Annotated in this window: 23 protein-coding genes and 1 pseudogene; 20 read left to right on the top strand and 4 right to left on the bottom strand. The window is 50.5% G+C overall.

Going from position 1 to position 26,517, the window contains the following annotated elements; translation table 11 throughout:
* The first annotated feature begins 2 nt into the window (after positions 1–2).
* The 6 genes from PBOR_RS16995 to PBOR_RS17020 all read left to right on the top strand — a co-directional run bounded on the left by PBOR_RS16995 (position 3) and on the right by PBOR_RS17020 (position 4,727).
* Entirely contained in the window at positions 3–1,961 is a 1,959-nt protein-coding gene (locus PBOR_RS16995; protein ID WP_042213600.1) for an elongation factor G, read from the top strand.
* Between the two features lie 15 nt (positions 1,962–1,976).
* Positions 1,977–2,378 (top strand): NUDIX hydrolase, encoded by a 402-nt coding sequence (locus PBOR_RS17000; RefSeq protein ID WP_042213602.1) that lies wholly within the window; start codon positions 1,977–1,979, stop codon positions 2,376–2,378.
* A 180-nt stretch (positions 2,379–2,558) separates the two neighbouring features.
* Positions 2,559–2,984: a DMT family transporter gene (locus tag PBOR_RS17005; protein ID WP_042213604.1), complete on the top strand. Its 426-nt coding sequence runs from the start codon at positions 2,559–2,561 to the stop codon at positions 2,982–2,984.
* Between the two features lie 32 nt (positions 2,985–3,016).
* Positions 3,017–3,715, top strand: coding sequence for a Crp/Fnr family transcriptional regulator (locus PBOR_RS17010; RefSeq protein ID WP_042213606.1), 699 nt, complete (start codon positions 3,017–3,019; stop codon positions 3,713–3,715).
* A 48-nt stretch (positions 3,716–3,763) separates the two neighbouring features.
* Positions 3,764–4,258, top strand: a complete 495-nt coding sequence (locus PBOR_RS17015; RefSeq protein WP_042213608.1) for a DMT family transporter — start codon at positions 3,764–3,766, stop codon at positions 4,256–4,258.
* A gap of 148 nt (positions 4,259–4,406) precedes the next feature.
* Positions 4,407–4,727, top strand: a complete 321-nt coding sequence (locus PBOR_RS17020; protein WP_042213610.1) for an iron-sulfur cluster biosynthesis family protein — start codon at positions 4,407–4,409, stop codon at positions 4,725–4,727.
* A gap of 73 nt (positions 4,728–4,800) precedes the next feature.
* Here PBOR_RS17020 and PBOR_RS17025 read toward each other — a convergent pair whose 3' ends face one another.
* Positions 4,801–5,559 carry an SDR family oxidoreductase gene (locus PBOR_RS17025; protein WP_042213612.1) on the bottom strand — a complete coding sequence of 253 codons (759 nt, stop codon included), beginning with the start codon at positions 5,557–5,559 and terminating at the stop codon, positions 4,801–4,803.
* Between the two features lie 127 nt (positions 5,560–5,686).
* On the opposite strand from PBOR_RS17025, the gene PBOR_RS17030 reads away from it, so the two are divergent.
* From PBOR_RS17030 to PBOR_RS17040, 3 genes are all read left to right on the top strand, one after another.
* Complete coding sequence (locus tag PBOR_RS17030) at positions 5,687–7,081, top strand: sedoheptulokinase (protein ID WP_218918910.1); 1,395 nt, start codon at positions 5,687–5,689, stop codon at positions 7,079–7,081.
* 102 nt (positions 7,082–7,183) lie between these two features.
* Positions 7,184–8,101 (top strand): class I SAM-dependent methyltransferase, encoded by a 918-nt coding sequence (locus PBOR_RS17035; protein WP_042213616.1) that lies wholly within the window; start codon positions 7,184–7,186, stop codon positions 8,099–8,101.
* Positions 8,102–8,182: 81 nt separating this feature from the next.
* Complete coding sequence (locus tag PBOR_RS17040; protein WP_042213617.1) at positions 8,183–8,755, top strand: GNAT family N-acetyltransferase; 573 nt, start codon at positions 8,183–8,185, stop codon at positions 8,753–8,755.
* Here PBOR_RS17040 and PBOR_RS17045 read toward each other — a convergent pair.
* Positions 8,752–9,354, bottom strand: a complete 603-nt coding sequence (locus tag PBOR_RS17045) for a P-loop nucleotide/nucleoside kinase family protein (RefSeq protein ID WP_042213619.1) — start codon at positions 9,352–9,354, stop codon at positions 8,752–8,754. The two genes, PBOR_RS17040 and PBOR_RS17045, sit on opposite strands and share 4 nt — an antisense overlap.
* A 383-nt stretch (positions 9,355–9,737) precedes the next feature.
* Between PBOR_RS17045 and PBOR_RS17050 the strand changes: the two genes are divergently transcribed.
* From PBOR_RS17050 to PBOR_RS17090, 9 genes are all read left to right on the top strand, one after another.
* A complete protein-coding gene (locus PBOR_RS17050) occupies positions 9,738–10,214 on the top strand; it encodes a GNAT family N-acetyltransferase (protein ID WP_042213621.1) in 477 nt (158 codons plus the stop codon).
* Positions 10,215–10,374: 160 nt separating this feature from the next.
* A complete protein-coding gene (locus PBOR_RS17055; RefSeq protein WP_042213623.1) occupies positions 10,375–10,827 on the top strand; it encodes a MarR family winged helix-turn-helix transcriptional regulator in 453 nt (150 codons plus the stop codon).
* Between the two features lie 129 nt (positions 10,828–10,956).
* Positions 10,957–11,850, top strand: coding sequence for a (Fe-S)-binding protein (locus PBOR_RS17060; RefSeq protein WP_081972081.1), 894 nt, complete (start codon positions 10,957–10,959; stop codon positions 11,848–11,850).
* A gap of 423 nt (positions 11,851–12,273) precedes the next feature.
* Positions 12,274–16,206, top strand: a complete 3,933-nt coding sequence (locus PBOR_RS17065; RefSeq protein WP_042213625.1) for a discoidin domain-containing protein — start codon at positions 12,274–12,276, stop codon at positions 16,204–16,206.
* A 192-nt stretch (positions 16,207–16,398) separates the two neighbouring features.
* Positions 16,399–17,961, top strand: coding sequence for a peptide ABC transporter substrate-binding protein (locus tag PBOR_RS17070; RefSeq protein WP_218918911.1), 1,563 nt, complete (start codon positions 16,399–16,401; stop codon positions 17,959–17,961).
* A 132-nt stretch (positions 17,962–18,093) separates the two neighbouring features.
* On the top strand, positions 18,094–19,008 hold the full coding sequence (locus PBOR_RS17075; RefSeq protein WP_052429517.1) for an alpha/beta hydrolase: 915 nt from the start codon (positions 18,094–18,096) through the stop codon (positions 19,006–19,008).
* Between the two features lie 15 nt (positions 19,009–19,023).
* A complete protein-coding gene (locus PBOR_RS17080; protein ID WP_042213631.1) occupies positions 19,024–19,929 on the top strand; it encodes a fumarylacetoacetate hydrolase family protein in 906 nt (301 codons plus the stop codon).
* Between the two features lie 266 nt (positions 19,930–20,195).
* Positions 20,196–20,972 (top strand): flavodoxin family protein, encoded by a 777-nt coding sequence (locus PBOR_RS17085; RefSeq protein ID WP_042213633.1) that lies wholly within the window; start codon positions 20,196–20,198, stop codon positions 20,970–20,972.
* 39 nt (positions 20,973–21,011) lie between these two features.
* Positions 21,012–21,431, top strand: coding sequence for an FMN-binding protein (locus PBOR_RS17090; RefSeq protein WP_042213635.1), 420 nt, complete (start codon positions 21,012–21,014; stop codon positions 21,429–21,431).
* Positions 21,432–21,492: 61 nt separating this feature from the next.
* On the opposite strand, the gene PBOR_RS17095 is transcribed toward PBOR_RS17090, so the two are convergent.
* On the bottom strand, positions 21,493–22,176 hold the full coding sequence (locus tag PBOR_RS17095; RefSeq protein WP_245648215.1) for a YitT family protein: 684 nt from the start codon (positions 22,174–22,176) through the stop codon (positions 21,493–21,495).
* A gap of 353 nt (positions 22,177–22,529) precedes the next feature.
* A pseudogene (locus tag PBOR_RS38085) lies at positions 22,530–22,634 on the bottom strand (SHOCT domain-containing protein); the annotation flags it as partial.
* Between the two features lie 299 nt (positions 22,635–22,933).
* Between PBOR_RS38085 and PBOR_RS17100 the strand changes: the two are divergent.
* Positions 22,934–25,594: a sensor histidine kinase gene (locus PBOR_RS17100; protein ID WP_042213637.1), complete on the top strand. Its 2,661-nt coding sequence runs from the start codon at positions 22,934–22,936 to the stop codon at positions 25,592–25,594.
* Positions 25,587–26,303 carry a response regulator gene (locus tag PBOR_RS17105; RefSeq protein WP_042213639.1) on the top strand — a complete coding sequence of 239 codons (717 nt, stop codon included), beginning with the start codon at positions 25,587–25,589 and terminating at the stop codon, positions 26,301–26,303. Before PBOR_RS17100 ends, PBOR_RS17105 begins: the two co-directional genes overlap by 8 nt.
* The last annotated feature ends 214 nt before the right edge of the window (positions 26,304–26,517 follow it).

Raw genomic sequence — 26,517 nt, forward strand, 5'->3', positions numbered from 1 at the left:
TTATGAACAATATAACTGTCGGACTGCTTGCACATGTGGATGCCGGCAAGACGACCTTCGCCGAGCAGCTGCTCTACCATACCGAAGCGATCCGCAGCCGCGGCCGGGTGGATCATCAGGATACTTTTCTGGACACCCATGAGATTGAGAAGGCGCGCGGAATCACTGTTTTTGCCGATCAGGCTGAGTTTGTGTACAAGAACACCCGTTATTTCCTGCTGGATACCCCGGGCCATGTAGATTTCTCTCCAGAGATGGAGCGCTGCCTGCAGGTGCTGGATTATGCGGTGGTCATTCTCAGTGCGGTGGAGGGGGTAGAGAGTCATACAGAAACTGTGTGGCAGCTGCTGCGCCAGCATAACATTCCAACCCTCTTCTTCATTAACAAAACCGACCGTACCGGTGCGGACCCGCAGCGTGTACTGGAGGAGATCCGGCAACAGCTCAGCGGCAATGCCTTAATGCTGCCGCAGCTTCCGGGAGAGGCGTTGACCGAAGAGATGAGAGCATTTATAGCGGAGCGTGATGACGCGCTGCTGGAGATGTATCTGGAAGGAGCTCTGGCAGACAACGTCTGCCGCAGTGCACTGCCTGACATGGTGAAACGGGGCGGGATCTTTCCCTGCATGCAGGGCTCCGCGCTGCTCGACCTCGGAGTGGATGAGTTTCTGGAATATCTGGACGCATTGACCTTCTCGGAGTACGATCATCAGCTGCCTTTTGCCGGCAGGGTCTACAAAATACGCCACGATGAAAAAGGCACACGCATCACCTACATCAAAGCACTTCAGGGAGTGCTAAAGAATAGGGAGAGCCTGGAGTATGGACATGCTCCGGAACGTGCTTCAGGGCGGGTGACCGGAATCCGCAAGTATAACGGCACGAAATATGCTTCTGCCGATTGGGCTGCAGCAGGGGAGCTGTTTGCAGTTGTCGGCCTGTCTGAAGCCCTACCCGGTACGGGAGTCGGTGAACTGGCAGACCATCAGGAAAGCGGATTGATTCCTACGCTGAAATCCAAAGTTCTTTTTAAGCCGCCGGTACACCTGAAAGAGCTGCTGCATGCTTTTGGACAGCTGGGTGCGGAAGATCCGTCACTCAATGTAAGCTGGGATGAAGAGCTGCAGGAGCTGCATATCCATGTGATGGGCGCGATTCAGCTGGAGATTCTGGAGCAGATCATGGCTGAACGGTTCCGGATCCGGATTGCCTTTGGGCCGCCGGAGATTCTCTACAAGGAGACGATCACTGGCACCGTCTATGGCTGCGGACATTTCGAACCGCTTGGCCACTACGCTGAGGTTCATCTGAAGCTGGAGGCGGGGGAACGCGGCAGCGGTATTACCTACATTAACAATTGTCATCCGGATGATCTGGCTGTAGGCTACCAGCATCAGATTGGGCAGCATTTACTGGAGAGCGGCCATCACGGCCTGCTGACAGGTTCACCGCTGACCGACCTCAAGATCATCTTGCTCAGCGGAAGAGCGCATAATAAGCATACAAGCGGCGGCGATTTCCGCGAAGCGGCATATCGCGCCTTGCGCCAGGGGCTGGAGCAGGCGGAGAATCTGCTGCTTGAACCGGTCTATGACCTGAAGATCCGGATAGATTCAGACTATGTGGGCAAAGTAATGAGTGATATCCAGCAGGCCAGCGGCAGCTTCAATCCTCCGGAGATTACAGAGTCCAAGGCTGTCATTTCCGGTACGGTTCCGGCGGCAAGCTTCATGAATTACGGAGTGAGACTCGCCTCCATGACGCAGGGCAAAGGCTCGCTGTCGCTCAGAGTCGCCGGTTATCAGCCGTGCCATCAGACCGAGTCAGTGGTTCAGCAGCGGAATTATAATAAAAATGCCGATCCGGCTTACTCTTCAACCTCTATCTTCTGCGCCAAAGGCCAGGCGTATCCGGTACCGTGGGATGAAGCGGAGCAGCATATGCATATTAAAGTACGATGAAGGAGCAGATGAACAATGGCTGAAATCATAGATAAAGTGGCCTGGATATATATCGTGGACGGCAAGGTGCTTGGCGCCCGGTCCAAAGGAAAGGATACTTACTACTTCCCGGGAGGCAAGCGGGAGGCGGGTGAGAGTGATGCACAGACGCTGATGCGGGAGATCGAAGAGGAATTATCTGTTCAGATCCTACCGGAGACCATTGCAGAATTCGGAAGCTTTGAAGCTCCCGCGCATGGCAAAGCGGAAGGCGTCTCTGTCCGGATGACCTGTCTCACGGCAGATTACGCCGGAGAGCTGAGTCCGGCTTCGGAGATTGAGGAGTTAGCGTGGTTGACCTATGAGGACAAAGCGCGCGTGTCAGCCGTCAGTGTGATTATTATGGACAAGCTGCGGGAAATGCAGCTGCTCTCCTAAACCATATAAGATAAGCCCGTTTCGAGCCGGAATCCGGCCTGGAACGGGCTTTTTATCTCTTAAGCTGCTACCATCGGACAGCCATTAGCGGACACTTTTACAATTCAGGACATATGTCCTTCCCGAATCCGGCAAACTGGCTTTTAATTAAAGCAGACAGTATATAGAGGAGAGAGACAGATGAAGGGGATAATTTTCGCATTTATAGGCGGGGCCTGCATCACGCTGCAAGGGGTAGCGAATGCACGGATCAGCCAGGATATTGGTACGTGGCAGGCAGCGACAATCACGCAGTTCACCGGGTTCCTGATGGCGCTGGTCATTGCGCTGTTCGTCCGGGACGGCAAGAAACACGGGTTCCGCAAGGTTAATCCGTTATACCTGATCGGCGGCGGTTTTGCCGCATTCGTTATTTTCAGTGAGGTAACGGCGATTCAGAGCATAGGTGTTACCTTAACCATCTCTGCTTTGCTGATTGCCCAGCTGTGCCTGACTTTTGTCATCGACATTAAGGGCTGGTTCGGGGTAGCCAAGCAGAAGATGAAGCTGCCGCAGTTTATCGGGATCGGGATGATGATCCTCGGTGTGGTTGTGCTGAAATTCTGACAGGTTAGATGAAGCGGAGGTGAATCTGTGCGATGAAGGAAACTGAGGACCCCGGGCAGGTGCAGGCCTATCTGCAGAAGCACCAGCTCGATCATATTTTCACAGGGCAGCTTAAGCCGCTCTTGTCGCTGCAGAGCTACGATCCGGGGGAGCATATCTGTTCCAAAGGAGACCCTTCAGGCACACTCTATGTGCTGGTCAAGGGGAAGCTTAAGATTTATACGACCTCGGCAGAGGGCAGGACACTGATCATCTCATTCAAAACACCGCTGGAGCTTATCGGCGATGTTGAATATATTCAGGGTACGGAAATGCTCAATACAGTAGAAGCGGTGTCACCGGTTCACATGATTGCGGTGCCGTACCGCTGGCTGAACAAATATGCGAAGGATCATCCGCCGCTGCTGCATTTTATGCTGGAGATCATCACTCAGAAGTTCTACCGGAAGTCCAGCTTCCTCAGTCTTAATCTGATGCATCCGGTGGATGTGCGGCTGGCCAGCTACCTGCTGTCCATCTCCTACGACGAATCCGATCCGCAATTTACCGGTCAGCTGAATACGGTTAATCTGGTGGATACCGCTAATTTCATCGGCACCAGCTACAGGCATTTGAACAGAGTGATCCGGAAATTCTGCCAGGAAGGGCTGACCGAGCGCAGCTCCGGGGCAATTATCGTCAAGGACAGGGAAGGGCTCTCCGCCCTGGCAAGCCGCAATATTTATGAATAAACCCGGGAAATAACGCACAACAAATCAGCATATAAGGGAGCAACAGATATGATAGCAGGAATACTACTCGCGCTGATCGCGGGTGCACTGGTTAGTCTACAGAATATTTTCAATGCCAAGGTCAATGAGCATACAGGCTCCTGGACAACCACCACACTGGTGCTGGGCATGGGATTCGCGGCGTCTCTGATTATGGGGCTGATTATGGAAGGGAAGAACATGTTCACGCTGCAGCATATGCAGCCCTGGTACTGGTTCAGCGGGATGATCGGCGTAGGCGTCGTAATCTGCCTGGTCCAGGCCACCAGAATCCTTGGCGCAACGTATGCAATCTCGATCGTTCTGACCGCCCAGCTCGGCTTCGCCTTGCTCTGGGATTCCCTGGGCTGGCTGGGGCTGGAGAAGGTTCCGTTCTCGTTCAACCAGCTGATCGGCGTGTTCATTATCGTCGGAGGGATTCTGGTGTTCAAATTAGGCGGCAAAAGCGATTCCAAGGAATCTGCCGGAGCCGTTAAGCGCCGCAGTGCGCTGCATACGGATTAAGCTTAAGGATAAAGCACGCTGATTATATGTTATATTAATGTCATACCCAAAGTGACTGCTGTCACAGGAGTCCGGGAAGATTACAGACTATACTTGTCACCTGATCTAATTCGCAGGCATTTTGCCCTGAAAAGGAGAGAACTATCTGATGCAAATACAACTAAACCCGCTCACCGAAGAACGGCTTGCGCAGAGTCTTGCCGGCCAGCCCGGGCAATTCAAAATGTTCTATGATACGGAGGACTGCGGCTGCAATGGCGTGCTGGTGATCCGGATTGTAAGCGGGCCTTCCCCGACGGATATTGTATTTCAAACCGAACCCTTCACCTTTCTGTGCGACCGGCAGCAGGAATCCCTATTCGATGAGGTCATGCGTCTGGAAGCAGAGGCAGGCTATCCTGCCTACAAGCTGACAAGCGATTCTACCTTGTTCGGCAGTAATATCAGAGTGCAGGATGCACGCAGCTGAACAAGTGTAAGAAATAAGGCCATCGACCGTGAATAACGGGAGATGGCCTTTGTTTAGAAGCGGAGCAGACCTCTTAATAAGCAGTCCAGCCGCCATCGGCAGTCACTACTGTTCCATTAATAAAGCTGGCCTCCTCTGAAGCCAGGAACAGGGCAAGCTGTGCGATTTCTTCCGGTTTGCCCGTACGCGGATTAAGAGCCAAGCCCGGCTGAGTGCGTCCCATCCCGAATTCATTAATATGCGTCATGGTAGATCCGATATTGGTCTCTACACCACCAGGGGCTATCGCATTGCAGCGGATACCCTGCGGGGCATACATAAATCCGGTATTCTTAGTGAATCCGACAACCGCATGCTTGGAGGCTGTGTAAGCTGCACCAGCCCGGGCACCGAACAGGCCGCCTGCGGAAGCAACGTTAATAATTACACCCTGCTGTTTGGCCAAAAAAATTGGCAGCACCTTGCGTGTAGCACGCATAACGGATGTAGTATTGACGGCCAGGATACGGTTCCAGCTGTCATCCTCAATGTCTCCGGCCGGTTCAAAGTTATCCATAATCCCCGCATTGTTCACCAGGATATCTACGGTGCCATAGGTTTTTACTGTAGTGTCGATCAGGTTCTGAATATCAGATTCATCAGCAACATTCGCTTTCACCGCGAAGGCTTCTCCGCCGCCGGACTTAATTTCCCCGGCCACCGTCTCCGCAGCCTCCAAGTGAATGTCCGCAACTACTACCTTAGCACCTTCTTTGGCATAGAGAGCCGCAATCGCCTTGCCCATCCCGGATGCTGCTCCGGTCACTACCGCTACTTTATTCTGAAGTCTCACATGTACGCCTCCCGCTTGAATTATACTTTGTCTGATCTAGTATCATTTGATCCATGGTATTTTATGCGCCCGGTTGACGCTATACTTCGCGAAGGCTTACCATATAGGCTATATGAACGGAAAGAGGATGAAGTACATGATCATGATCGGACTGGATATCGGAACCACCTCAATTTCCGGATTACTTTACGATCTGGATAAGCAAACCGTCCTGCATTCGATTACAGAGGAACAAGCCATTAAACCATCCAGCCGGAATCATGAATGGGAACGTCTGCAGGAGCCGGGAATTATTCTGCAGCAGGCTGAACGTATCCTTGAACATCTGCTGTCCCAAGTGCCGGAAGCAGCAGGGATTGGCCTGACCGGACAGATGCACGGGATTGTGTATATTGATCACAACGGTAATCCTCTGGGTCCGCTCTATACGTGGCAGGATGGAAGGGGCGGCCAGCCTTGTCTGGAGGACAGCAGTTACACTTATGCCCAGAAGCTAAGCGGACTTGCCGGATATCATGTGGCTCCAGGCTACGGACTGGCGACTCACTATTATAATCTGCAGCATCAGCTTGTGCCTGAGAATGCGGTCCAATTCTGCACCATTGCGGATTACATCGCGATGAGGCTGGCGAACAGCGCCGTACCTCTAATTGATGCAACGCAGGCAGCTGGCATCGGGGGCTTCAGTTTAGAGACGGGTGATTTTGATAAAATAGCGCTCATTCAGGCTGGAATCGATGTAGCAATATTGCCTAAGGTCGTCCCTTCCGGGACTGCAATCGGTGCAACACTACAGGGAATACCTGTGTACACTTCGCTCGGGGACAATCAGGCCAGCTTCCTGGGCAGCGTGCCGCAGCCCGGCGATTCGCTGCTGCTGAACATCGGTACGGGCAGCCAGCTGTCGGCCTGGCTTCCAGAATACAACCATGCATCATCAGCTATGGAGGTGCGCCCGTACCCTGGCGGCGGAGTGCTCTTGGTTGGAGCAGCGCTGAGCGGCGGTAAGTCGTATGCGCTGCTGGAAGGGTTCTTCCGGCAGTTAATCACAGCTTACACCGGAGAAGCACCTGCAGATGTCTATTCTCTGCTGGCACAGTTGCTTACGGAAGAGCCATCTGACGGTAAGACCGCCGGACTAAAGGTGAACACACAGTTTCTGGGAACAAGAGCTGACCCCGGCAAGCGCGGTAGTATAGAGGGAATCTCTCTGGATAACTTTACCCCTGCGGGACTGGCACGCGCTTTTCTTCAGGGGATGGTTGATGAATTGTACGGCTTCCTGCATGACCTGGAGCAGCAAGGTGCGAAGGCTTTCAGCCGTCTTATAGGTTCCGGTAATGCCTTACGGAGTAATCCGGTGCTGTGTACCAAGGCAGAGGCAACGTTCGGGTTGCCGCTTACACCTGGTGAGCATGCTGAAGAAGCTGCGGTAGGGGCGGCGCTCTGTGCCGCTGTCGGCAGCGGATTGATCTCCAGTTTCGGGGAAGCCGGGGCGTATCTTGGAGAAGTTTATCATTGACAAAAAATATTATATATGCTATAATTTACATATTAATAGTTTCCGTATATAATGAGATTCTCCTGGCCGGGGGAATCTTATTTTTTATGGGAGGATACAGGTTTGAAGCAGAATGAGTCCAGTTTAACTTCCAAAGTAGCAGCATTTGGCCGAGCCTATCACAGTAAATATGACACACCCAAGATTTTTGATGATTATTTGGCCCAAGACTTGATTTCAGAGCAGGAGTTCTCAGACATCAGCATGAATATGGTACAGGGCATCCCATTTTTCAACATAGATATTGCAAATAAACATCAGGATAATCCGGACGCCATTCTGAAATGGATTACCCATGTACAGCTGTCCCCGACACCGCTCGCGCGTGCTGCATACTGTGAGGCCATATTACTGCATGAGCTGACCTTAGGGTTGAAGCAGTATGTCATTCTTGGTGCCGGACTTGATACCTTTGGCTACCGTCATCCTGTATTGAAAGACCAGCTGGACATATTTGAAGTGGACTATCCGGCTACACAGGAATTCAAGAAGCAGCGGCTCAGTGACGCCGGACTGGAGATTCCGGACAATCTTCACTTTGTACCCATGGATTTCACCAGAAAGTTCTCGTATACCAATCTTATTGGGCAGGGATTTGATCTACAAGCCAAGACCTTCTTCAGCCTGCTTGGTGTATCCTACTACCTGACGAAAGAGGAGAATACCAGCCTTATTACTGAATTGTTCGCCGGCCTCCCGGCAGGCAGCTCTATTGTGTTTGATTATGCGGATGAGCGGCTTTTTGAAGAGAAGGGCTTGTCCGGCCGTGTTGAGAAAATGGTACAGATGGCTGCCGCCAGCGGTGAGCCGATGAAATCCTGTTTCGCTTATCATGAACTGGAGCAGCTGCTGGAGCAGGCAGGAATGCTGATTTATGAGCACTTGTCACCGGCAGAGATCAATGACAGATTCTTCAGCAACCGGAGTGATGCTTTGACCGCTTTTGAGACGATTCATTATATTCATGCGATCAAGAAATAACGTCTAATCACAAATCCGCCTCCCAATCTAATGTTATTGATTGGGGGGCTTTTCAAAAAGAAATGTGGAGGAAGATAACCTATGCAGAGCAAAGGTGAAGAATGTGTACATACAGGGACCCAACTGATTGTTACGGAGCGTCTCAGATTAAGGCCATTCCTATTGCAGGATGCAACCAGCATGTACGGCAACTGGATCGCTGATCCGGCAGTTCAATCGGAATATGGGGAGCCAGCGTGCGATACTATTAATGATGTGAATGAACTTCTTATGCGCTGGACCGCCGCTTACGGCTTTAAGGACATTTATAGATGGGCCATAGTGCTTCAGGAGGACGGAGAATGTATCGGGCAAATTGCCTTCTGCAGCGTTGATCACGAGCACCGGATGGCGGATATTGAATACTGCATCGGACAAGCTTACCAGCGGCAGGGATACGCAAGTGAAGCTTTGTCAGCTGTGATTCGGTTTGCTTTTGCGGAGACGGGTCTGCACCGGCTGCAGGCCTTTCACCGCGGGAGGAATAGTGCTTCCGGAAGCGTGCTTCGCAAGGCACAAATGACGTACGAAGGCACGCTCAGGCAGAGCTTTTATTACAGGGAAACCGGAGAATATGATGACAGAATCTATTACGGAATTATAAAAGGGGACTAGGCAGTCACCTCACCTGCTCCATAAATAAAAGCCTCCACAGCCGCGGCAGCTACGTTCCTGTCCGGATGGGAATTATCGATCTGTGCCACATGGGAAGCCGGAAGCGGCCATGCCACGGTGCGGCTGCCCAAGGAAGCGCTGAATTCATCCCAGTGTGCGAACTTCCAGGTATCCAGAGGGGAATGTCTGCCCTCAAGCCGCTTACGGAATGTAGCCGCGTCAGGAAGTCCCACCATCACAACCTTTACCTCAACCTCCTCCAGCGTATGACCGATGCGCGACAGTTCACGCCCGATCCACTCCGGATCGGCAGCTTCCTTGGTGAACGGCCCCACGACGAATATATCGCCTTGCAGGCCGATATTGTCCAGCGCAGCGTCCATCGTAATCCGGTATCCCAGGTCACGGCATAAGCTTTTATATTCATCCGAATCCCTGTCATCAGGGTCCAGTCCATGCATGGTCATGATCGCGGTAGCTGCCGGGCGCAGCAGAATATCCATATCGAATACAGCTGCCGGCCGCCGCGCCGCGATGGTTTTGGCCAAGGTTGTTTTGCCGGCACCGCCCGGGCCGAGGAAAAATACAAGTTTGTTCATTAGACTCTCTCCTTAATATGCGGCATTCTCTTGAAGCTCATTTCCTTTGACTAATTTGGATTGGCTCAAACTATGATAATGATAGCCTATTCTGAATAGAAAAAGCACCTGCCAGTCCCTAAAATAAGAGTTGTCAGAATCAACAAAACTTAGATAAGAGGAATTACAATGGCAAAAACGGAGTTTTATCATGCGGGCTGTCAAAAAGTAATCAGAGTATAATCTTTTAGATATCGAGCTGCAAATACATCCCATTCCACAGGTATGAAGGGTGTATTTGCGGTTTTGTGCGTGTTGACAGGGTAAGAATTCAGCTGTTGTGATAAAGTGTATAGGATAACGGGGAATCCCCCGTAAGAATGGTGGGGAGGTTTAACACAAAGATGAACATCAGATACATAGAGCGCAGAGATAATGCGGCCATTGAAGGGATTATCCGGGAATGTCTAATTGAATTCGGGGGCAACCGTGACGGTCTCGCCTGGGCAGATGACAGCATGCATGACCTATACACCTATTACAACAGTGCTGCGAACCGGGCTTATTGGATTGTTGAAGAAGATGGAAAGGTGCTTGGCGGCTGCGGGATTGCACCTTTTGATGAGGAGAACGGAATCTGTGAGCTGCAGAAAATGTATCTGTCATCCGCCATCCGCGGTCAAGGAGTTGCTGCAGATCTATTAGGGACGGCACTGGAATTCGCCAGGCAGCATTATAGCAGATGTTATCTGGAAACGCTGCAGACCATGCAGGCCGCAGGCCGTTTCTATGTCAAACACGGTTTTGGGCTGCTGGATGCTCCGCTTGCCGGCTCAGAGCATTATGCCTGTGATGCCTGGTATATCAAAGAATTGTCTTAGAAATTCAAACCATTGTATCCATAATCCTTCCTTGAAGATTCAGGGAGGATTATTTTTCATATTTCAAATTACGCGTCCTTGTGATAAATGACTCTGACAAAAGCTCTCCATTTTGTAATAGTGTATGTACACGATAAATACAACAGGAGGAGAATAATCTATGACAACAGCCGGAGACCCTTCTTCACCCAATATCCGCGTTTCTAGTGTCTGCAGCTGTATTAATCTGCGGAGGGCTTCCACAGCTGTCACAGGAATATATGACGGATTCCTGTCTCCAAGCGGTTTAAATATCAGCCAGTTTTCTTTACTGAAGCATATTTACTCCCTCGGACCGGCAAGTGTCAGCGATCTGGCGCTTGAGATGAGACTGGACCGGACCACTATTGTCCGCAATCTCAAGGCACTGGAACAGATTGGCTATGTGGAGGATATTTCTGCGCAGGGAAGCCGGAACCGCCTGCTGATCCTGACTGAGAGCGGGAAAATGAAATATATAGCTGCCGGGAACCAATGGGAGCAGGCGCAGAGTTTTTTGCAGGAAGCATTGGGCGATGAAGATATGAAAGTACTTACTACCCTTTTATCCAAAGTGGAGAAACTGATGGCCTGAGCATAACCTCGGCTCTTGGTTGATCAATCTTTGCGCAGTAATGACGCAACAGCAGTTGCTTATCGCCATTTCGTGTATATACACGATAACTTCCGGACAGAAAGAGTACACTCAAGAGGAGGGAAGACCATGCACCCAGACAGTGCTGCAATTAATGAAAGAGCAGAAGAGGAACAGAAGCAGCTCATTATTGAAGTGATGAAAGCCTTTGTTAAGGAGAGTCCATTGAACTGGTCAGATGTACTTCAGGGACCTTATTATGATGAGCCTATCATTCAATTTGCCTCAGCTGACGATCCTTTGTTTGAGGAGTATAAAAGCATTATTGGTCCCGGCCATGCAACGCCAAAAGAGTTAATAGAGCGTTCATTCGGTTCAGGGACCTACAATGGCGGTTCGGTGATCAGTATAGTGCTGCCCATTCATGAATCCATCAGGAAGGCCAACCGCCAGCAAAAGGAAAGAGCTTCACGGGAGTGGGCCCTGCTGCGTACGTTCGGGGATGAGTATTTCTTGAAGGCGGCACGCATTCATCTGACGGACTATATAATAAACCTTGGCCGCCTTGCGGCTGCGCCGCTGGATGCGGATTGGTACGGCATTACCAGTACCGATACGGGTCCAATCTCCAATTGGTCAGAACGTCATGTTGCTTATGCTGCCGGGCTGGGCACCTTCAGTCTTAATGATGGATTCATTTCGGAGAAGGGAATTGCCATACGGCTGCTGTCGGTAGTAACGGATTTGCAGTTACCGTCTGATCCAAGATCCGCGGCTACTCATACGGGAAATTGTTTGTTATGCAGCAAAGGGAACTGTGGCGTCTGCATTACCCGCTGCCCGGTGCAGGCGATCAGCAAAAACGGCCATGACAAAATCGCCTGCATGAAATTTGTGTATGGCCAGGGTTCACGGGAGTGGGCGGCCCAGAGCGGCGGAGAGGCTACATCAGGAGCTGGCTGCGGATTATGCCAGACCAAGGTGCCCTGTGAGAGCAGAAATCCGATGCGAAATGCTAAGTAAAGATGAAATTCTGTCACAATCCCTTCTATTCATAACCCGCCTTCAATGCGTTATGCCGGGAGGGAACGGAACAGATATGAACGAAGCACTTCCCTGGCGGAGGTGCTTTATTGTCTATTCAGGATGTTTCGGGCTGACCCGCTGCTGCAAATCATCACGATCATTGAATCGCCTATCTTTTCCGTAGAATTAGCTATTATAGATTGCACTGCGTTAAAACTATAATGAGTGTGTATTGCAGTGAGAGGGGGCTGGGCAGAACTATCGCAAGCCGGTTGAGTAGTGGAAATATCAGTAGAGTGGCACCTACACGTTGGAAGCAAATGATGGTTTGGTACGGATAATAATTTTTGTAATCGCTATCATTTCATTACTTCAGAAAATTCTATGTGCCGTTCTAACATCAGATTAAGGAGGATTATAATGCGCAACAAGTATGTCGTATGGTCACTTGTAGTTACACTGCTAATCTCCACTCTGTTTATGGCTGCCGGACCGCTGACACATTCATCAGCTGCCGGCGGACAGAATCTGACGCTTAACAAAACCATCACTTCCAGCGGCCAATCTCAGACGTATTCGCCTGACAATGTCAAGGACAGCAATCAGAACACTTATTGGGAAAGTACAAATGATGCTTTTCCCCAATGGATTCAGGTTGACCTGGGTGCGCTCACCAGTATTGACCAGGTGGTGCTGAAGATTCCTGCTGGCTGGGAAACACGCACGCAGACGCTGGCCGTACAGGGGAGTACGAACGGTTCCACATTTACGGATATTGTGGCTTCTGCAGCTTATGTGTTTAATCCATCGGTTGCGGGCAACAGTGTCACGGTTAACTTTGCTGCAGCAAGCACGCGTTATGTGCGTCTATTGGTAACCGCGAACACAGGATGGCCGGCCGCCCAGTTCTCTGAGCTTGAAATTTACGGTGCCAGCACTCCGACAGCTGCGCCTACTGCAACACCGGTTCCAGCCGGTACCTATGAAGCGGAATCCGCAGCACTCTCCGGCGGGGCGAAAGTAAACACAGATCATGCGGGTTACTCCGGTACGGGGTTTGTTGACGGTTATCTGACCCAAGGACCGGCAACTACCTTCACGGTGAGTGTAGCTGCAGCGGGTTCGCGGAATGTTACGCTGAAGTACGCTAACGCGAGCGGAAGCGATAAGACCATCAGCATCTATGTGAACGGAACCAAAATCCGCCAGTCCACATTGCCTAATCTGGCGAACTGGGATACCTGGAGCACGAAGGCAGAGGTTCTGACGCTGAATTCCGGCAGCAATACCATCGCCTACAAATATGATGCAGGCGATACCGGGAACGTCAATCTCGATCAGATTGTGGTCGCGTCAGCAGTGACCGCCACGCCAACTCCTTCACCTACAACAGCTCCTACAACGGCTCCAACACCAACACCGGTAGCTACGGCTACGGTGGCTCCGACTTCCACACCTACACCTGCGCCAACCGCAACTCCAGTTCCGACGGCATCGCCAACGCCGACTGCCACACCGGTTCCCACGCCAACAGCTTCACCTGGAGGGAATATCGCCATTGGCAAGGCAATAAGCGCCTCTTCCAGCACACAGAATTTCACTGCCGGTAATGCCAATGACAATAATACGGCTACTTACTGGGAAGGAAACGGCAATCCGAGCTCACTAACGCTTGATCTTGGTGCGAACCATAATATTACTTCGGTTGTGCTGAAGCTGAACCCCGCCACGGAATGGGGGACACGGACCCAGAATATTCAAGTGCTCGGGCACAATCAGAGCACGACAACCTTCAGCAATCTGGTCTCCGCTCAGGCGTATACATTCAATCCGACCACCGGAAACACGGTGACGATTCCCGTAACGGCAACCGTCAAACGTGTCCAGATCAATATTACTTCAAATTCAGGTGCACCTGCCGGGCAGATTGCCGAGTTCCAGGTATATGGGACGCCTGCGCCGAACCCGGACCTGACCATCACAGGTATGTCCTGGACTCCGGCTGCTCCGGTGGAAACGAATGAGATCACATTGAATGCCGTTGTGAAGAATAGCGGCAGTGCTGCTTCTGCGGCTACAACGGTTAATTTCTATTTGAACAACGAGCTGGCAGGTTCTGCACCGGTAGCAGCTCTGGCAGCGGGTGCTTCGGCAACCGTATCATTGAATGCCGGAACCCGAACAGCCGCCACCTACCCGCTCAGTGCCAAGGTAGATGAGACTAATCTGATCATTGAACAGAATGACAGCAATAACAGCTACACCAGTCCTTCATCACTCGTAGTTGCCCCTGTATCCAGCTCTGACCTTGTTGGCACGACATCCTGGTCACCCGGCAATCCGGTGGCGGGGAACAGCGTAGCCTTCACAGTCAATCTCAAGAATCAGGGCACTATTGCTTCCGCAGGCGGTGCACATGGAATCACTGTAGTATTGAAGAACTCAGCTGGCTCCACCGTGCAGACATTCACCGGCTCCTACAGCGGAGCGATTGCTGCCGGGGCTTCTGTGAATGTCTCCATCCCGGGAACATGGAGCGCAGTCAACGGCAATTACACCGTCACCACAACAATCGCTGTAGATGCGAATGAAGTTACAACCAAGCAGGCTAACAATGTGAATACCGTTAATCTGGTTGTGTATGCCCTGCGCGGGGCAAGCGTGCCGTACAGCCGGTATGATACACAAGATGCAACCCGCGGCGGTTCTGCCGTACTGAAATCTGCTCCGAACTTCGATCAGACGCTGATCGCGTCAGAAGCTTCGGGCCAGAGTTATGTGGCGCTTCCATCGAATGGTTCTTATGCCCAGTGGACCGTCCGTTCAGGTCAAGGCGGTGCCGGGGTTACGATGAGATTCACCATGCCGGATTCGGCAGACGGTATGGGTCTTACCGGTGCACTGGATGTATATGTAAATGGCACCAAAGCCAAAACCATCCCGCTTACCTCGTACTACTCCTGGCAGTATTTCTCCGGCGACCAGCCGGGTGATGCCCCAAGTGCAGGACGGCCGTTATTCCGCTTCGATGAGGTGCACTGGAAAATGGATACACCGCTCCAGCCCGGCGACACGATCCGTATTCAGAAGAGTAACGGGGACAGCCTCGAATATGGCGTAGACTTCCTGGAAATCGAGCCAGTACCGGCGGCCATCGCCCGTCCGGCCAACTCGGTATCGGTTACCGATTACGGTGCAGTTGCGGATGATGGACAGGATGATCTCGCAGCCTTCAACAGTGCGGTTACAGCAGCTGTGGCTGGGAACAAATCACTCTATATTCCAGCCGGAACCTTCAATCTGAGCAGCATGTGGGTGATTGGCTCTGTCAGCAATATGATCAATAACTTTACGGTTACGGGTGCAGGGTACTGGCATACCAACCTGCAGTTCACCAATCCTAATGCTGCGGGCGGCGGGATCTCACTCCGGATCTTAGGCAAACTGGATTTCAGTAATGTCTATATGAACTCTAATCTCAGATCACGTTACAACCAGAATGCCATCTACAAAGGCTTCATGGATAACTTCGGCAATAACTCTATCATCCATGATGTCTGGGTAGAGCATTTTGAATGCGGCATGTGGGTTGGGGATTATGCACGGACCCCGGCAATCTTCGCGAACAATCTGCTTGTGGAGAACAGCCGTATCCGTAACAATCTTGCTGACGGTATCAACTACTCCCAGGGTACCAGCAACTCGACCGTCCGCAACACCAATGTACGGAATAACGGGGACGATGGTCTGGCCGTGTGGCCGAGCAACACTTTCGGCGCTCCGGATGGTGTGAATAATACCTTCTCATACAATACCATTGAGAATAACTGGCGTGCAGGCGGGATTGCCTTCTTCGGAGGCAGCGGACACAAAGCGGATCATAACTACATTATCGACACGGTAGGTGGTTCCGGCATTCGATTGAACACGACATTCCCGGGGGCGCATTTCAACAACAACACGGGCATTCTTTTCTCGGATACCACGATTATTAACAGCGGCACCAGCCGTGACTTGTATGACGGGGAGCGCGGCGCGATCGACCTCGAAGCTTCAAGTGACCCGATCAAGAACATAACATTCACTAACATCGACATCATCAACACCCAGCGCGATGCGATCCAGTTCGGATACGGAGGCGGATTCTCCAATATCGTATTCAACAACATTAATATTAACGGTACAGGGCTCGACGGAGTGACAACTTCACGGTTCTCCGGCGCCCATAAGGGAGCTGCGATCTACACGTATACCGGCAACGGCTCGGCTACATTCAATAACCTGACTACCAGCAATATTGCTTATCCAAGCCTGTATTATATCCAGACCGGGTTTGGGCTTCTGATTCAGTAGAACGGAGATAGAACAGGGGAGGGGCTCAAGCGGGCTCCTCTTTTTTTGCCAGGAATATAATTAATAATCTTCGATAAATTACGACAGCGTATTATCTGCCCTCCATGCTATCCTATTACTAATACATAATGGCTTTACAAAGGGGAAACGTCGATGAAAAGGTTGCTTCATGTCATTTTGGCAATAGGATTAATGATGAGTGTAACGCTCACAGGAGGGACAAGTGCTTCATCGGCTGCACAAGCGGATAAGGTATTGCGCATAGGCCTTGGAACACTTCCAGAGCTTCTTGATCCGGCTTCAGCAGCGGATGACAGCACAGTTACGGTTGTCAAAGGATTGTTCGAAGGGCTGGTCCGCCTGAATGCGGCTGGCCAGGCTGTACCCGCAATCGCGAAATCATGGACCCTATCGAATGATGGGCTGACGCATACCTTCACCCTTCGTTCGGATGCGAAATGGAGCAATGGGCAGCAGGTGCTGGCCTCGGACTTTGAATATGCCTGGAAGCGGGCGCTCGCCCCGGAAGCCAAGCAGGTATACGCTTTTAATATGTACATGATTAATAATGCACAGGATTACAACGAGGGAAAGCTCAAGGACGCTGCCAGAATCGGCGTAAAGGCGTTGAATAAAACTACGCTTCAGGTCACATTAAAGGAGAAAACCTCTTATTTCATCCAGCTGCTTGCGGAGAGCATCTATCTGCCCGTGTACCCGAAGACCGCAAAGGCCAATAGCCAATGGGCGAGAAACATTAAATCTATGGTCACTAATGGTCCTTTCAAATTGAAGCAATGGTCCTATAAAGAAATTGTTCTAGGTAAGAATCCAAATTATTATGCGGCCAAAGAAATTAAGCTGTCTGAAGTACGCTTGCTGCTGCCAAAAGCCGGAACCGCGAATCCGACGGCTGCTTTCGTCAATAAAGAGGTGGATTGGGTCGGAGGCGGCGGACAAGAGATTCTGGATTCGTCCTCTTTAGATAACAGAAGCTCCAAGCTTACTTATGGAGCGCCTTATGCATCTAACTATTACTATCAGTTCAATCTGAATTCAGGTCCTTTTAAGAATCTGAAAATACGTAAGGCATTGGCTATGGCCGTTGACCGCGAAGGCCTGCGTTACGGCACTCCTGCGTTTGGAGTTGTTCCCCCAAGTATTCACGGAGCCAAGCTGAACTTCCGGACAGAGGTGTCCGACAATGCCTATTTTAAAGAGGATGCTGCAATGGCGAAGGCGCTGCTGGAGGAAGGGTTACGTGAAGAAGGATTGACTACTCTTCCAGGGTTTTCAATTATTATGAATGATGAGGGCGACCATGCTTCCATTGCAGAGTCTGTCATTTCGGATTGGAAAGAGAAGCTTGGCATTCAGGCAAGCATTGAGGTGCAGAGCTGGCCGGAGCTGATGGATAACCGGGTGAATCAGAATTTCTCGGTGGCTAGAGCAGGTTGGGGGGCTGATTTCAATGATCCGGCATCTATGCTGGAGCTGTTCACCTCATGGAGTCCGGATAATGATTCAGGCTGGAGCGATGAATGGTATGACGCTTATATAAAGGAAGCCCGGCAAACGGCAGATCCTGTTATACGCATGCAAATCTATGCAAAAGCCGAAAAAATGCTTATCGACCAAATGGTGATTCTCCCGCTGTTTTATTGTGTTTCCGGTGTACTGCATAATCCGTTGATCAAGGATGTGTATGTAGATTATACAGGTGCCATAGCTTTCTCAAGAGGTTCATGGCTATAAATCATAGGGGAGCCCGGTATCGTGCCGCAGCTCCTTTTTTAATTGCATTCATATTTAAACGTATCGGTAAGACAAGTTATGAATAGAAGTGGTAAAATTTACTCAATAGAGTTCATGAGGAGGCAGAGGTACATGCGAATTGAACCCAGAGAGCTCAGCTACAAGGAGTTTCCAGCATCGGCAGCGACAGCAGAGGGGATGAAAGTGCTGCCTATGAATCCAGATGCGGTCTATTGCACCGTGCTGCATAATCATACCTATTGCGAGAGGGATGGTCTGCCCCTGCATATGCATCTGATACTACCGTCACAGCATGAACGTCCGGATGCAACCTGGCCGCTGCTGGTGTTCGTGCAAGGTTCGGCATGGAGACAGCAGCATCTGGATGCGAATCTCGCACCGCTGTCCTGGATATCCAGGCAAGGCTACGCTGTCGCTATAGTGGAATACCGGCCGTCTGACATAGCACCGTTCCCCGCACAGATTCAGGATGCCAAAACAGCCATCCGTTATCTCCGGAAGCATGCCGGGCAGTTCAAGATTAACCCGGAAGAAATAGTTATCTGGGGCGATTCCTCTGGCGGACATACGGCAGTGATGACGGGAATAACCCCGCAAGACAAGACGCTCGATACGGATGTGTACGACGGATTTTCCTGCCAAGTGAAAGGTATCATCGACTACTACGGACCCGCAGATATTACCCGGATGAATGAGGCACATTCTACGATGGATCACTCAGGAGCAGATTCTCCCGAAGGCCTGTTGATCGGAGGACTTAATGTACTGGAGAATTTAGAGAAGGCATCACCTACCATTATAATGAATCACATCTCCAAGGAAGTGGACATTCCGCCTATACTGATTATCCATGGCAATAAGGATCGTCTGGTTCCTTTTGAGCAAAGTGTGCTGCTGTACAATGACCTGAAGCAGAAGGGTAAGGATGTTGAGTTCTACAAAATAGAGGGCGCGGATCATGGCGGTCCGGATTTCTGGTCCGGTGAAGTGCTGGGTATTGTTCAAGCTTTTATTACAAGACTATAAAGGGGCAGCTTAGTTATGAAAATACTATCCTATATTCAAGAGGGCGTTACCCGGCTGGGAGTACATACGGAAGCTGGCATATTGGATGTTGAACAAGCGTTAGCAGCGTCCGGTCTCGTGAAAGGGACAAGATCCTTAACACTGCAGGATTTGATTGCCGGAGGGCCGGAAATTCTATCGCACCTTAACGGACTTGCCGTCCAAGCGGCAGGCGGAGTAGATGTGTCAGAATCCATAGCTCTGCTTGATGAATCCGCGCTGCAGCTTGCCCCTTGTGTCCAGAGTCCCGGTAAAATCATCTGTGTCGGTCTGAATTACCGCAAACATGCGGAAGAAACGAATGCCCCTATACCGCAGACGCCGATTCTGTTCAGCAAATTCAATAATGCTCTGGCAGCTCATCTGGAGCCGGTACCGCTGCCTGCTGCCTCGCAGAAAGTGGACTATGAAGCCGAGCTTGTAATCGTGATGGGGCGGACGGCCCGGAATGTCTCCAGGGAGGAAGCCTATAAGTACGTATACGGATACTGCTGTGGCAATGACCTCTCCGCCCGCGATCTGCAAATGCGGACCCAGCAGTGGCTCCTGGGCAAAACCTGTGATAAATTCGCTCCGGTCGGCCCTTATCTCGTAACTGCCGATGAAGTGGGGGACCCGAACCGGCTTGCGATTTCGTGTACCGTCAACGGTGAGCTTCGCCAATCGTCCAATACAGCCGATATGATCTTTAAGTGCGATGAGATGATCAGCTATATTTCACTGCATTTCACACTGGAGCCGGGGGATATGATTATGACAGGTACTCCGGAAGGTGTTATGCTGGGGTATCCGCAGGAACAGCAGGTGTATCTGCAAGCAGGAGATACGGTAACCGTGCAGATTGAGAAGCTGGGACAGTTGACGAATACAATGACTATTTAGTATGGACTTGTCTTCTTCTGGTTGAATACTATACGGGTAATGATGGGGCCATAAGCGGATGCCGCTTGTGGCCTTTTTTACATGCCGGACGGGGCAGAATAAAAATGTAGCAGATCTTCACTAATCGTTCAAGATCAAGCTCTATCCGGACAGACAACGGGGCATATCTATGTTAATATATGATATGAATGAATAATATATTATTCATTCACAAACACGGCTCCACAATATAATTATTAACTCATCACTACTCTGGAGGGACAGTCATGAAGAAAGTCACAGCAATCATCGGTAATCAGCAAAAGCACGCCACGTACAGAGCAGTCTGCGAATTTGAAGCTCAGCTAAGAACTTATGGGGAAATTGAGTTTGAGTACATTTTCCTGAAGGATTACAGACTTGAGTTCTGCCGGGGCTGCAAGGTCTGTTTCAGTAAAGGTGAAGAATTGTGCCCGCTCAAGGATGACCGGGATGTGCTGATCGGGAAGATGGAGAGCTCCGACGGTGTTATTATGGCTACTCCGAATTATGCATTCCATGTATCGGCATCGATGAAGAATCTGCTGGACCGCCTGGCTTATGTATTCCATCGGCCGCAGTTCTTCGGCAAGACTTATACAGCAATTGTCAACCAGGGAATACACGGCGGCAAGGGTATCGTCAAATATCTAAGCAGCATGGGGGAGAATCTGGGCTTCCAGGTGACCCAGGGCTGTGTGCTTCAGACAATGGAGCCGGTGACAGCAGCTGCACAGGAGAGAAATTCACAGGAAATCCGCAAGGCCGCCGCCAGATTCTACAAAGAACTTATGCGTCCGTCACCTCCGGCACCAACGCTGTTCAGACTGATGCTGTTCCGGTTGTCCAGGACCAGTATTCATAACATGCTGGATGACAAGTCAAGAGATTACCGGCATTACAGGGATAACGGCTGGTTTGAGTCGGCTTATTATTACACGGCAGCTCTGGGGCCCTTCAAAAGGCTGGCTGGACGTATATTTGATCTAATCGGAAGAAGAATGGCTAAGAATGCCGTGAAATGAATGAATACAGTTATATTCATTCACAAAAGGAGGATTGAAGTGAAGTCAAGGTGGAAACGAAACCTGCTCATTGTGTGTATTTCTGTAATTATTATTGTATTGGCAGGCTTAGCTGCAGGATGGCTATTCACGGAGAAAGAGCACCGCGAAGCCAGAAATGTTCAAATTGCTGAAGTGGATTTCAAACAGCTGCATGCAGGAGATTATATTGGTGAATATGCAGGCGGGATGTATAAGTGGAGGGCGAATAAGGTTCAGGTAACCGTCACAGCGCAGAAGGTTACAGCGATTAAGCTGCTGGAGCATTCGAAGAATCAGCCGGATACTTCTGCTGAGGAGTTATTCAGCAGAGTGATCCGGGCTCAATCGCTGCAGGTGGACAGTATCAGCGGTGCCTCGCTTACGAGCAAAGCCTATCTTAAAGCGATAGAAGATGCTCTAGATCAAGCTCAGCGGTAAAAAGCTTCAACCAACGCCCGGGATGACTGACTTGGCTGACGCTACTTCAATAACGTCACAGTTAAGAAGCTTCTGCCGCCGGAAGGATAGGGGTTCGTGCCGGAGCTTTGGCCGGAGCAGCGAAGCGGCTTTTGAACAAATGAATAATGAACGACAGGATGACAATCGAAAGAACGGAGTAGACACCCTTGAACAGTCCGATAGAGTAGAACGAACCGGCGATGATCAGACCGTCAAGCACAAACATGACTTTCCCCGGATTCCAGCCGAATTTCTTATGGAAAAAGAGTGCCAGGATATTGCTACCGCCCAGCGATGAGCCGTTCAGGAACAAGTAAGCCATCCCAAGACCCATGATCGAGCCGCCTATTGCTGCTCCGAACCAGCCCGGAAGAACGAATTCAGGCAAGCGGGCAGCTGCAGCCGACATCAGGCTTAAGGAAGAGACAGCGAACAGAGTGGATACGGTGAATTTCCAGCCCATTTTGAACAGGGACAGCACATAAAAGGGGATGTTGACCAGGCAATACATAATGGAGAACGAGCTGCCCAGCCAATAGGATAAACTGAGTGACAAACCTACGGTTCCTCCGGTGATGATCTCTGAACGTTTGAGGATTAGTATACCTATACTCACGATAAATGTACCCAGCAGCACCTTGAGAATTTGCAGTATTCCTTGTTGTAATCTCTGGTTGGCCCGGATTTTTCTTTGCTCAGTGAACTCCAGTTTAATTGTATTCATGTCAGGTATGCTCACTCCATATCTATATTGAATCATTGTTATGATTATAAAGGGAGTTTGAAAATCCGGCAAAAACATGCATTGCTGCGCATCCGCTGGTGCGCGTATCCACTTTAATATAGTAAAGCGATGTATGATTTATATGGAGTTTCAGGGTTGTTTCGATTAGCGGGTGCTGGTGACATGTCTACAACTCTTGAAATAGAGGCTGTTAGAAGACAAGGAAATGCATGTTATATTTACTCACTTCAATTTTCGCTTAAATGATAGAACCATAAAGTTGGCCTGCAAAAAAAGAGCTATGCCCGCTGCCGTGGCAGAAGTCATAGCTCTTTATGGAGTATGATAGAAACTTAGCCGTTAAGCAGCTCAGATTTCTTGCGGTCAAATTCCTCTTGTGTAATTACGCCCATATCCAGCAGCTGCTTGAATTTCAGCAGTTCATCCGCGATACTGAATTTCTCCGGAGCCGCAGCAGGAGTAGCTGCCGGCTCTGGCTTCGAATCAAATCCTAAGTCAAACGTTTGTCATCTCAAATCTCCTTAGAATCGGTTTGCAAAAATTTTCTACTCTACAATATTCGGCACCGCCTGCGGATCACCTCCTAAATGCTGCCATAAATCAGCTCATCTTAATGTAATCTTAATGCCACAGCCAATTCCATAATGTCATGCTGATTGTGCACATGCTATACTGACGCTACAAGAAATAGTACCCATGCTCGGCATGATGTCCATATAGGAAAGGAACCATTCGAATGGCAGGATATACACCGGCAGAGAAAAGGCGGGGCAGGCTGAAAATATTCTTCGGATACGCACCGGGAGCAGGTAAAACATGCGCTATGCTCTATGCTGCCCATGAAGAACAAAAGGAAGGCCTTCAGGTGGTCGCGGGCTTTATCGAGTCTCATGACAGAGCTGATACGGCGGAGCTGTTGTCCGGGCTGGAGCTGCTTCCACCGCTGGAATTGCCCATTAACGGAGAACTGGTCCGGGAGTTTGATATTGACCTCGCGATCCGCAGAAGACCGGAGCTGATCCTGGTCGATGATCTCGCCCACACTAATGCTCCGGGAGGCCGCCACAAAAGAAGATATCAGGATGTGGAGGAGCTGCTGCGGTCTGGAATTAACGTATACACGACGGTAAATGTTGAGCATATAGAAAGTCTGACCGATGTCGTGACCTCCATTACGGGGATCCCTGTGCTGGAGCGTATTCCAGACAGCGTATTTGACCGTGCGGATCTGGTGGAGTTCGTTGATGTAGGACCTGGCGATCTGATCGACCGTTTGAATAAAGGCCGCATTTATCCGGATGAACAGCTGCAGCAGAAGCATGCCGGTTTGTTTATCCCCGAAAAACTGCTTGCCCTCCGGGAAATTGCTCTGCGCTATACTGCTGACCAGCTGAACAGAATTGCCGTACAGCTCGGGGAGAAGGCGGCTAGTGCAACCTTTTATACAAAAGATCATATATTGGTCTGCCTGTCGTCAGCAATCTCCAGTAAGAAGGTAATCCGCACCGCGGCCAGAATGGCCGACGCTCTGCATGGAACGTTCACGGCACTCTATGTGGAAACGTCGAGGACGAAAGAATTAACTGCCAAGAACAAGGCAGAGCTGCGTGAGAATCTAAGACTGGCGGAGCAGCTCGGAGCACAGGTCGCGACGGTGTATGGAGAGGATGTTCCCGGGCAAATTGCCGAATATGCCAAAACAAGCCGGGTCTCCAAAATCGTTCTGGGACGTTCGCAGCATAAGAACCGCTGGCCGGCTAAATCTAATATTGTCGACAAGCTGACGGCTTCTGCTCCGAATATCGATATTTATATTATTCCGGATAACGGTCCATCCTTGTACAAAAGGTTCCCGCAATATGCGAGATCTCCGCTTCTGACTCTGGCTGATACCGGCAAAACCCTGGGCATTCTGGTGGTTTGTACTTTAATCGGGTTGTGGTTCAAGCATCTTGGCTTCAGTGAAGCGAATATCATTACCGTATATATTCTGGGTGTTCTGCTGGATGCGATGGTTACGAAAGGGCGGCTGTACAGCGGGGTTACTTCGATTTTGAGTGTCCTCGTCTTCAATTATTTCTTTACAGCTCCTTACTTCTCCCTGCAGGCCTATGATTCCGGTTACCCGGTGACTTTTCTGGTCATGTTCTCAGCCTCGTTCATTACGAGCACATTGACTTTGCGGGTCAAGGAACAAGCCAGGGAATCAGCGCAAAAGGCTTACCGTACCGAGGTTCTGCTGGAGACAAGCCGGAAGTTGCAGCAGGCCAAGGATACCCCGGCGATCATCAATGAGACGGCACTGCAGATGGTCAAGCTGCTGGACCGCAGCATTATTATCTATGAGGTGGTGGAGGGTGAGCTTGCCGAGCCGCTGATTTTTGCCAAAGAAGAATCTGCAGTTGATCCGCAGCGCTATACGCTCCACGATGAACGCAAGGTTGTGGAGTGGGTGCTGCAGAATAATAAACGGGCAGGAGCATCCACGGATACGTTCTCGGCAGCTCATTGTCTGTATCATGCGGTGCGCGGAGGGGATACGGTTTTTGCGGTGGCGGGTATTGTCATGGATGAGGAAGAACCGCTGGAGGTTTTTGAGAAAAGCCTGATGATTGCCATGCTGGGGGAATGTGCCCTCGCACTGGAGAAAGACAAGCTGAACGAGAAGCAAAAAGAAATCTCCCTGCAAATCCAGCAGGAACAGCTGCGGACCAATCTGCTGCGGGGCATTTCCCATGATCTGCGCACCCCGCTTACGAGTATTTCCGGCAATGCGGGGATACTGATCGGCAACTCGATGGTCTTAAATGAAGAGCAGAAGAAAGAGCTGTATAACGACATCTACGATGATTCCATGTGGCTGATCAATCTGGTAGAGAATCTGCTGTCCATTACCCGGATCGATAACGGCGCCCTTCACCTGAATTTTCAGGCGGAGCTGCTGGAGGAAGTGATTGCCGAAGCCATGCTGCATGTAAACCGCAATAAGGATGAGCATCATATTGTGATCCGGCTGGAGGATGAGCTGCTCATGGCCAGAATGGATTCACGGCTGATTATTCAGGTGATCATCAACCTGGTAGATAATGCGATTAAATATACTCAGGCCGGGTCGCATATAACGGTATCTGCCAGACGAGAGGATGGCTTGGTTGTAGTAGAGGTAGCGGATGACGGCCCGGGAATCTCAGCTGAAGCCAAAGCCAAGGTGTTCGAAATGTTCTACACGGCAGACAACGTGCGCGGGGACGGCAGGCGAGGATTAGGCCTCGGGCTGGCACTCTGCAAGTCCATCATCCACGCCCATGGCGGCAATATTGAATTACGAGATCATGCACCGCAGGGGACGGTATTCAGCTTCACCCTGCTGGCAGAAGAGGTGAACGTCCATGAATAAACCTATGATTCTTGTGGTAGAAGATGACAAACCAATCCGCAAGCTCATTACAACGACACTGGAGACCCAAGGCTATAAATATCATACGGCGGAAACGGGTGAAGCTTCGATTCTGGAGGCTGTGTCCAGTCAGCCGGATATCATGATTCTGGATTTGGGACTGCCTGATATGGATGGTGTCGATATTATCCGGAAAGTCCGGGCCTGGTCCAATATTCCAATTATTGTGGTCAGTGCGCGCAGTGAAGACCGGGACAAGATTGAAGCGCTGGATGCCGGGGCAGATGATTATCTGACCAAGCCTTTTAGCGTGGAGGAGCTGCTGGCCAGACTGCGGGTTAGTCTGCGCCGGATCCGGGGGGACAGCGAGAAGCTGATGAAGGATGCGTCTGTGTTTACCAACGGGAATTTGCGGATCGATTACTCGGCGGGCTGCGTCTGGCTGGATGAAGAAGAAATCCACTTGACGCCGATTGAATATAAGCTGCTGTGCCTGCTGGCCAAGAACGTAGGTAAGGTTCTGACCCATAATTACATCCTGCATGAAATCTGGGGCAGCCATACGTATGATATTCCGGCACTGCGTGTGTTTATGGCTACGCTGCGGAAGAAAATTGAGAGTACACCCTCGCAGCCAAAGTACATCCAGACGCATATTGGTGTCGGTTACCGGATGCTGCAGGTGGGTGACGACAGCAAGGTCATCTGAATCTGCAAGCGGAAACCGCATAGCACCGGTTCAAAATAACATTCATAACCATGTCCTTAACGGGCATGGTTATTTGTCGTTCTGCGATAGGGGGGCAGGTGGCTGGAGCAAGGAATCTAACGAACATTTTAACGCTATCTTTATCCGCTGAAGCAAACCCTAATCCTGAATTAACGGCGGGAATGGTACGCTGTACCGGAAGTGATACGCAGGG

It is taken from the genome of Paenibacillus borealis, assembly GCF_000758665.1.
Classification (GTDB): Bacteria; Bacillota; Bacilli; order Paenibacillales; family Paenibacillaceae; genus Paenibacillus_AQ; species Paenibacillus_AQ borealis.

Bases quoted from the DNA above. Each gene is read 5' to 3' on its own strand.
- PBOR_RS17020 (WP_042213610.1), top strand. From the start codon at position 4,407: ATGCAAATACAACTAAACCCGCTCACCGAAGAACGGCTTGCGCAGAGT.
- PBOR_RS17080 (WP_042213631.1), top strand. From the start codon at position 19,024: ATGAAAATACTATCCTATATTCAAGAGGGCGTTACCCGGCTGGGAGTA.
- PBOR_RS17000 (WP_042213602.1), top strand. From the start codon at position 1,977: ATGGCTGAAATCATAGATAAAGTGGCCTGGATATATATCGTGGACGGC.
- PBOR_RS17070 (WP_218918911.1), top strand. From the start codon at position 16,399: ATGATGAGTGTAACGCTCACAGGAGGGACAAGTGCTTCATCGGCTGCA.
- PBOR_RS17055 (WP_042213623.1), top strand. From the start codon at position 10,375: ATGACAACAGCCGGAGACCCTTCTTCACCCAATATCCGCGTTTCTAGT.
- PBOR_RS17075 (WP_052429517.1), top strand. From the start codon at position 18,094: ATGCGAATTGAACCCAGAGAGCTCAGCTACAAGGAGTTTCCAGCATCG.
- PBOR_RS17105 (WP_042213639.1), top strand. From the start codon at position 25,587: ATGAATAAACCTATGATTCTTGTGGTAGAAGATGACAAACCAATCCGC.
- PBOR_RS17060 (WP_081972081.1), top strand. From the start codon at position 10,957: ATGCACCCAGACAGTGCTGCAATTAATGAAAGAGCAGAAGAGGAACAG.
- PBOR_RS17015 (WP_042213608.1), top strand. From the start codon at position 3,764: ATGATAGCAGGAATACTACTCGCGCTGATCGCGGGTGCACTGGTTAGT.
- PBOR_RS17005 (WP_042213604.1), top strand. From the start codon at position 2,559: ATGAAGGGGATAATTTTCGCATTTATAGGCGGGGCCTGCATCACGCTG.
- PBOR_RS17095 (WP_245648215.1), bottom strand. From the start codon at position 22,176: ATGAATACAATTAAACTGGAGTTCACTGAGCAAAGAAAAATCCGGGCC.
- PBOR_RS17085 (WP_042213633.1), top strand. From the start codon at position 20,196: ATGAAGAAAGTCACAGCAATCATCGGTAATCAGCAAAAGCACGCCACG.
- PBOR_RS17100 (WP_042213637.1), top strand. From the start codon at position 22,934: ATGGCAGGATATACACCGGCAGAGAAAAGGCGGGGCAGGCTGAAAATA.
- PBOR_RS17010 (WP_042213606.1), top strand. From the start codon at position 3,017: ATGAAGGAAACTGAGGACCCCGGGCAGGTGCAGGCCTATCTGCAGAAG.
- PBOR_RS17045 (WP_042213619.1), bottom strand. From the start codon at position 9,354: ATGAACAAACTTGTATTTTTCCTCGGCCCGGGCGGTGCCGGCAAAACA.
- PBOR_RS17040 (WP_042213617.1), top strand. From the start codon at position 8,183: ATGCAGAGCAAAGGTGAAGAATGTGTACATACAGGGACCCAACTGATT.
- PBOR_RS17065 (WP_042213625.1), top strand. From the start codon at position 12,274: ATGCGCAACAAGTATGTCGTATGGTCACTTGTAGTTACACTGCTAATC.
- PBOR_RS17030 (WP_218918910.1), top strand. From the start codon at position 5,687: ATGAAGTACATGATCATGATCGGACTGGATATCGGAACCACCTCAATT.
- PBOR_RS16995 (WP_042213600.1), top strand. From the start codon at position 3: ATGAACAATATAACTGTCGGACTGCTTGCACATGTGGATGCCGGCAAG.
- PBOR_RS17050 (WP_042213621.1), top strand. From the start codon at position 9,738: ATGAACATCAGATACATAGAGCGCAGAGATAATGCGGCCATTGAAGGG.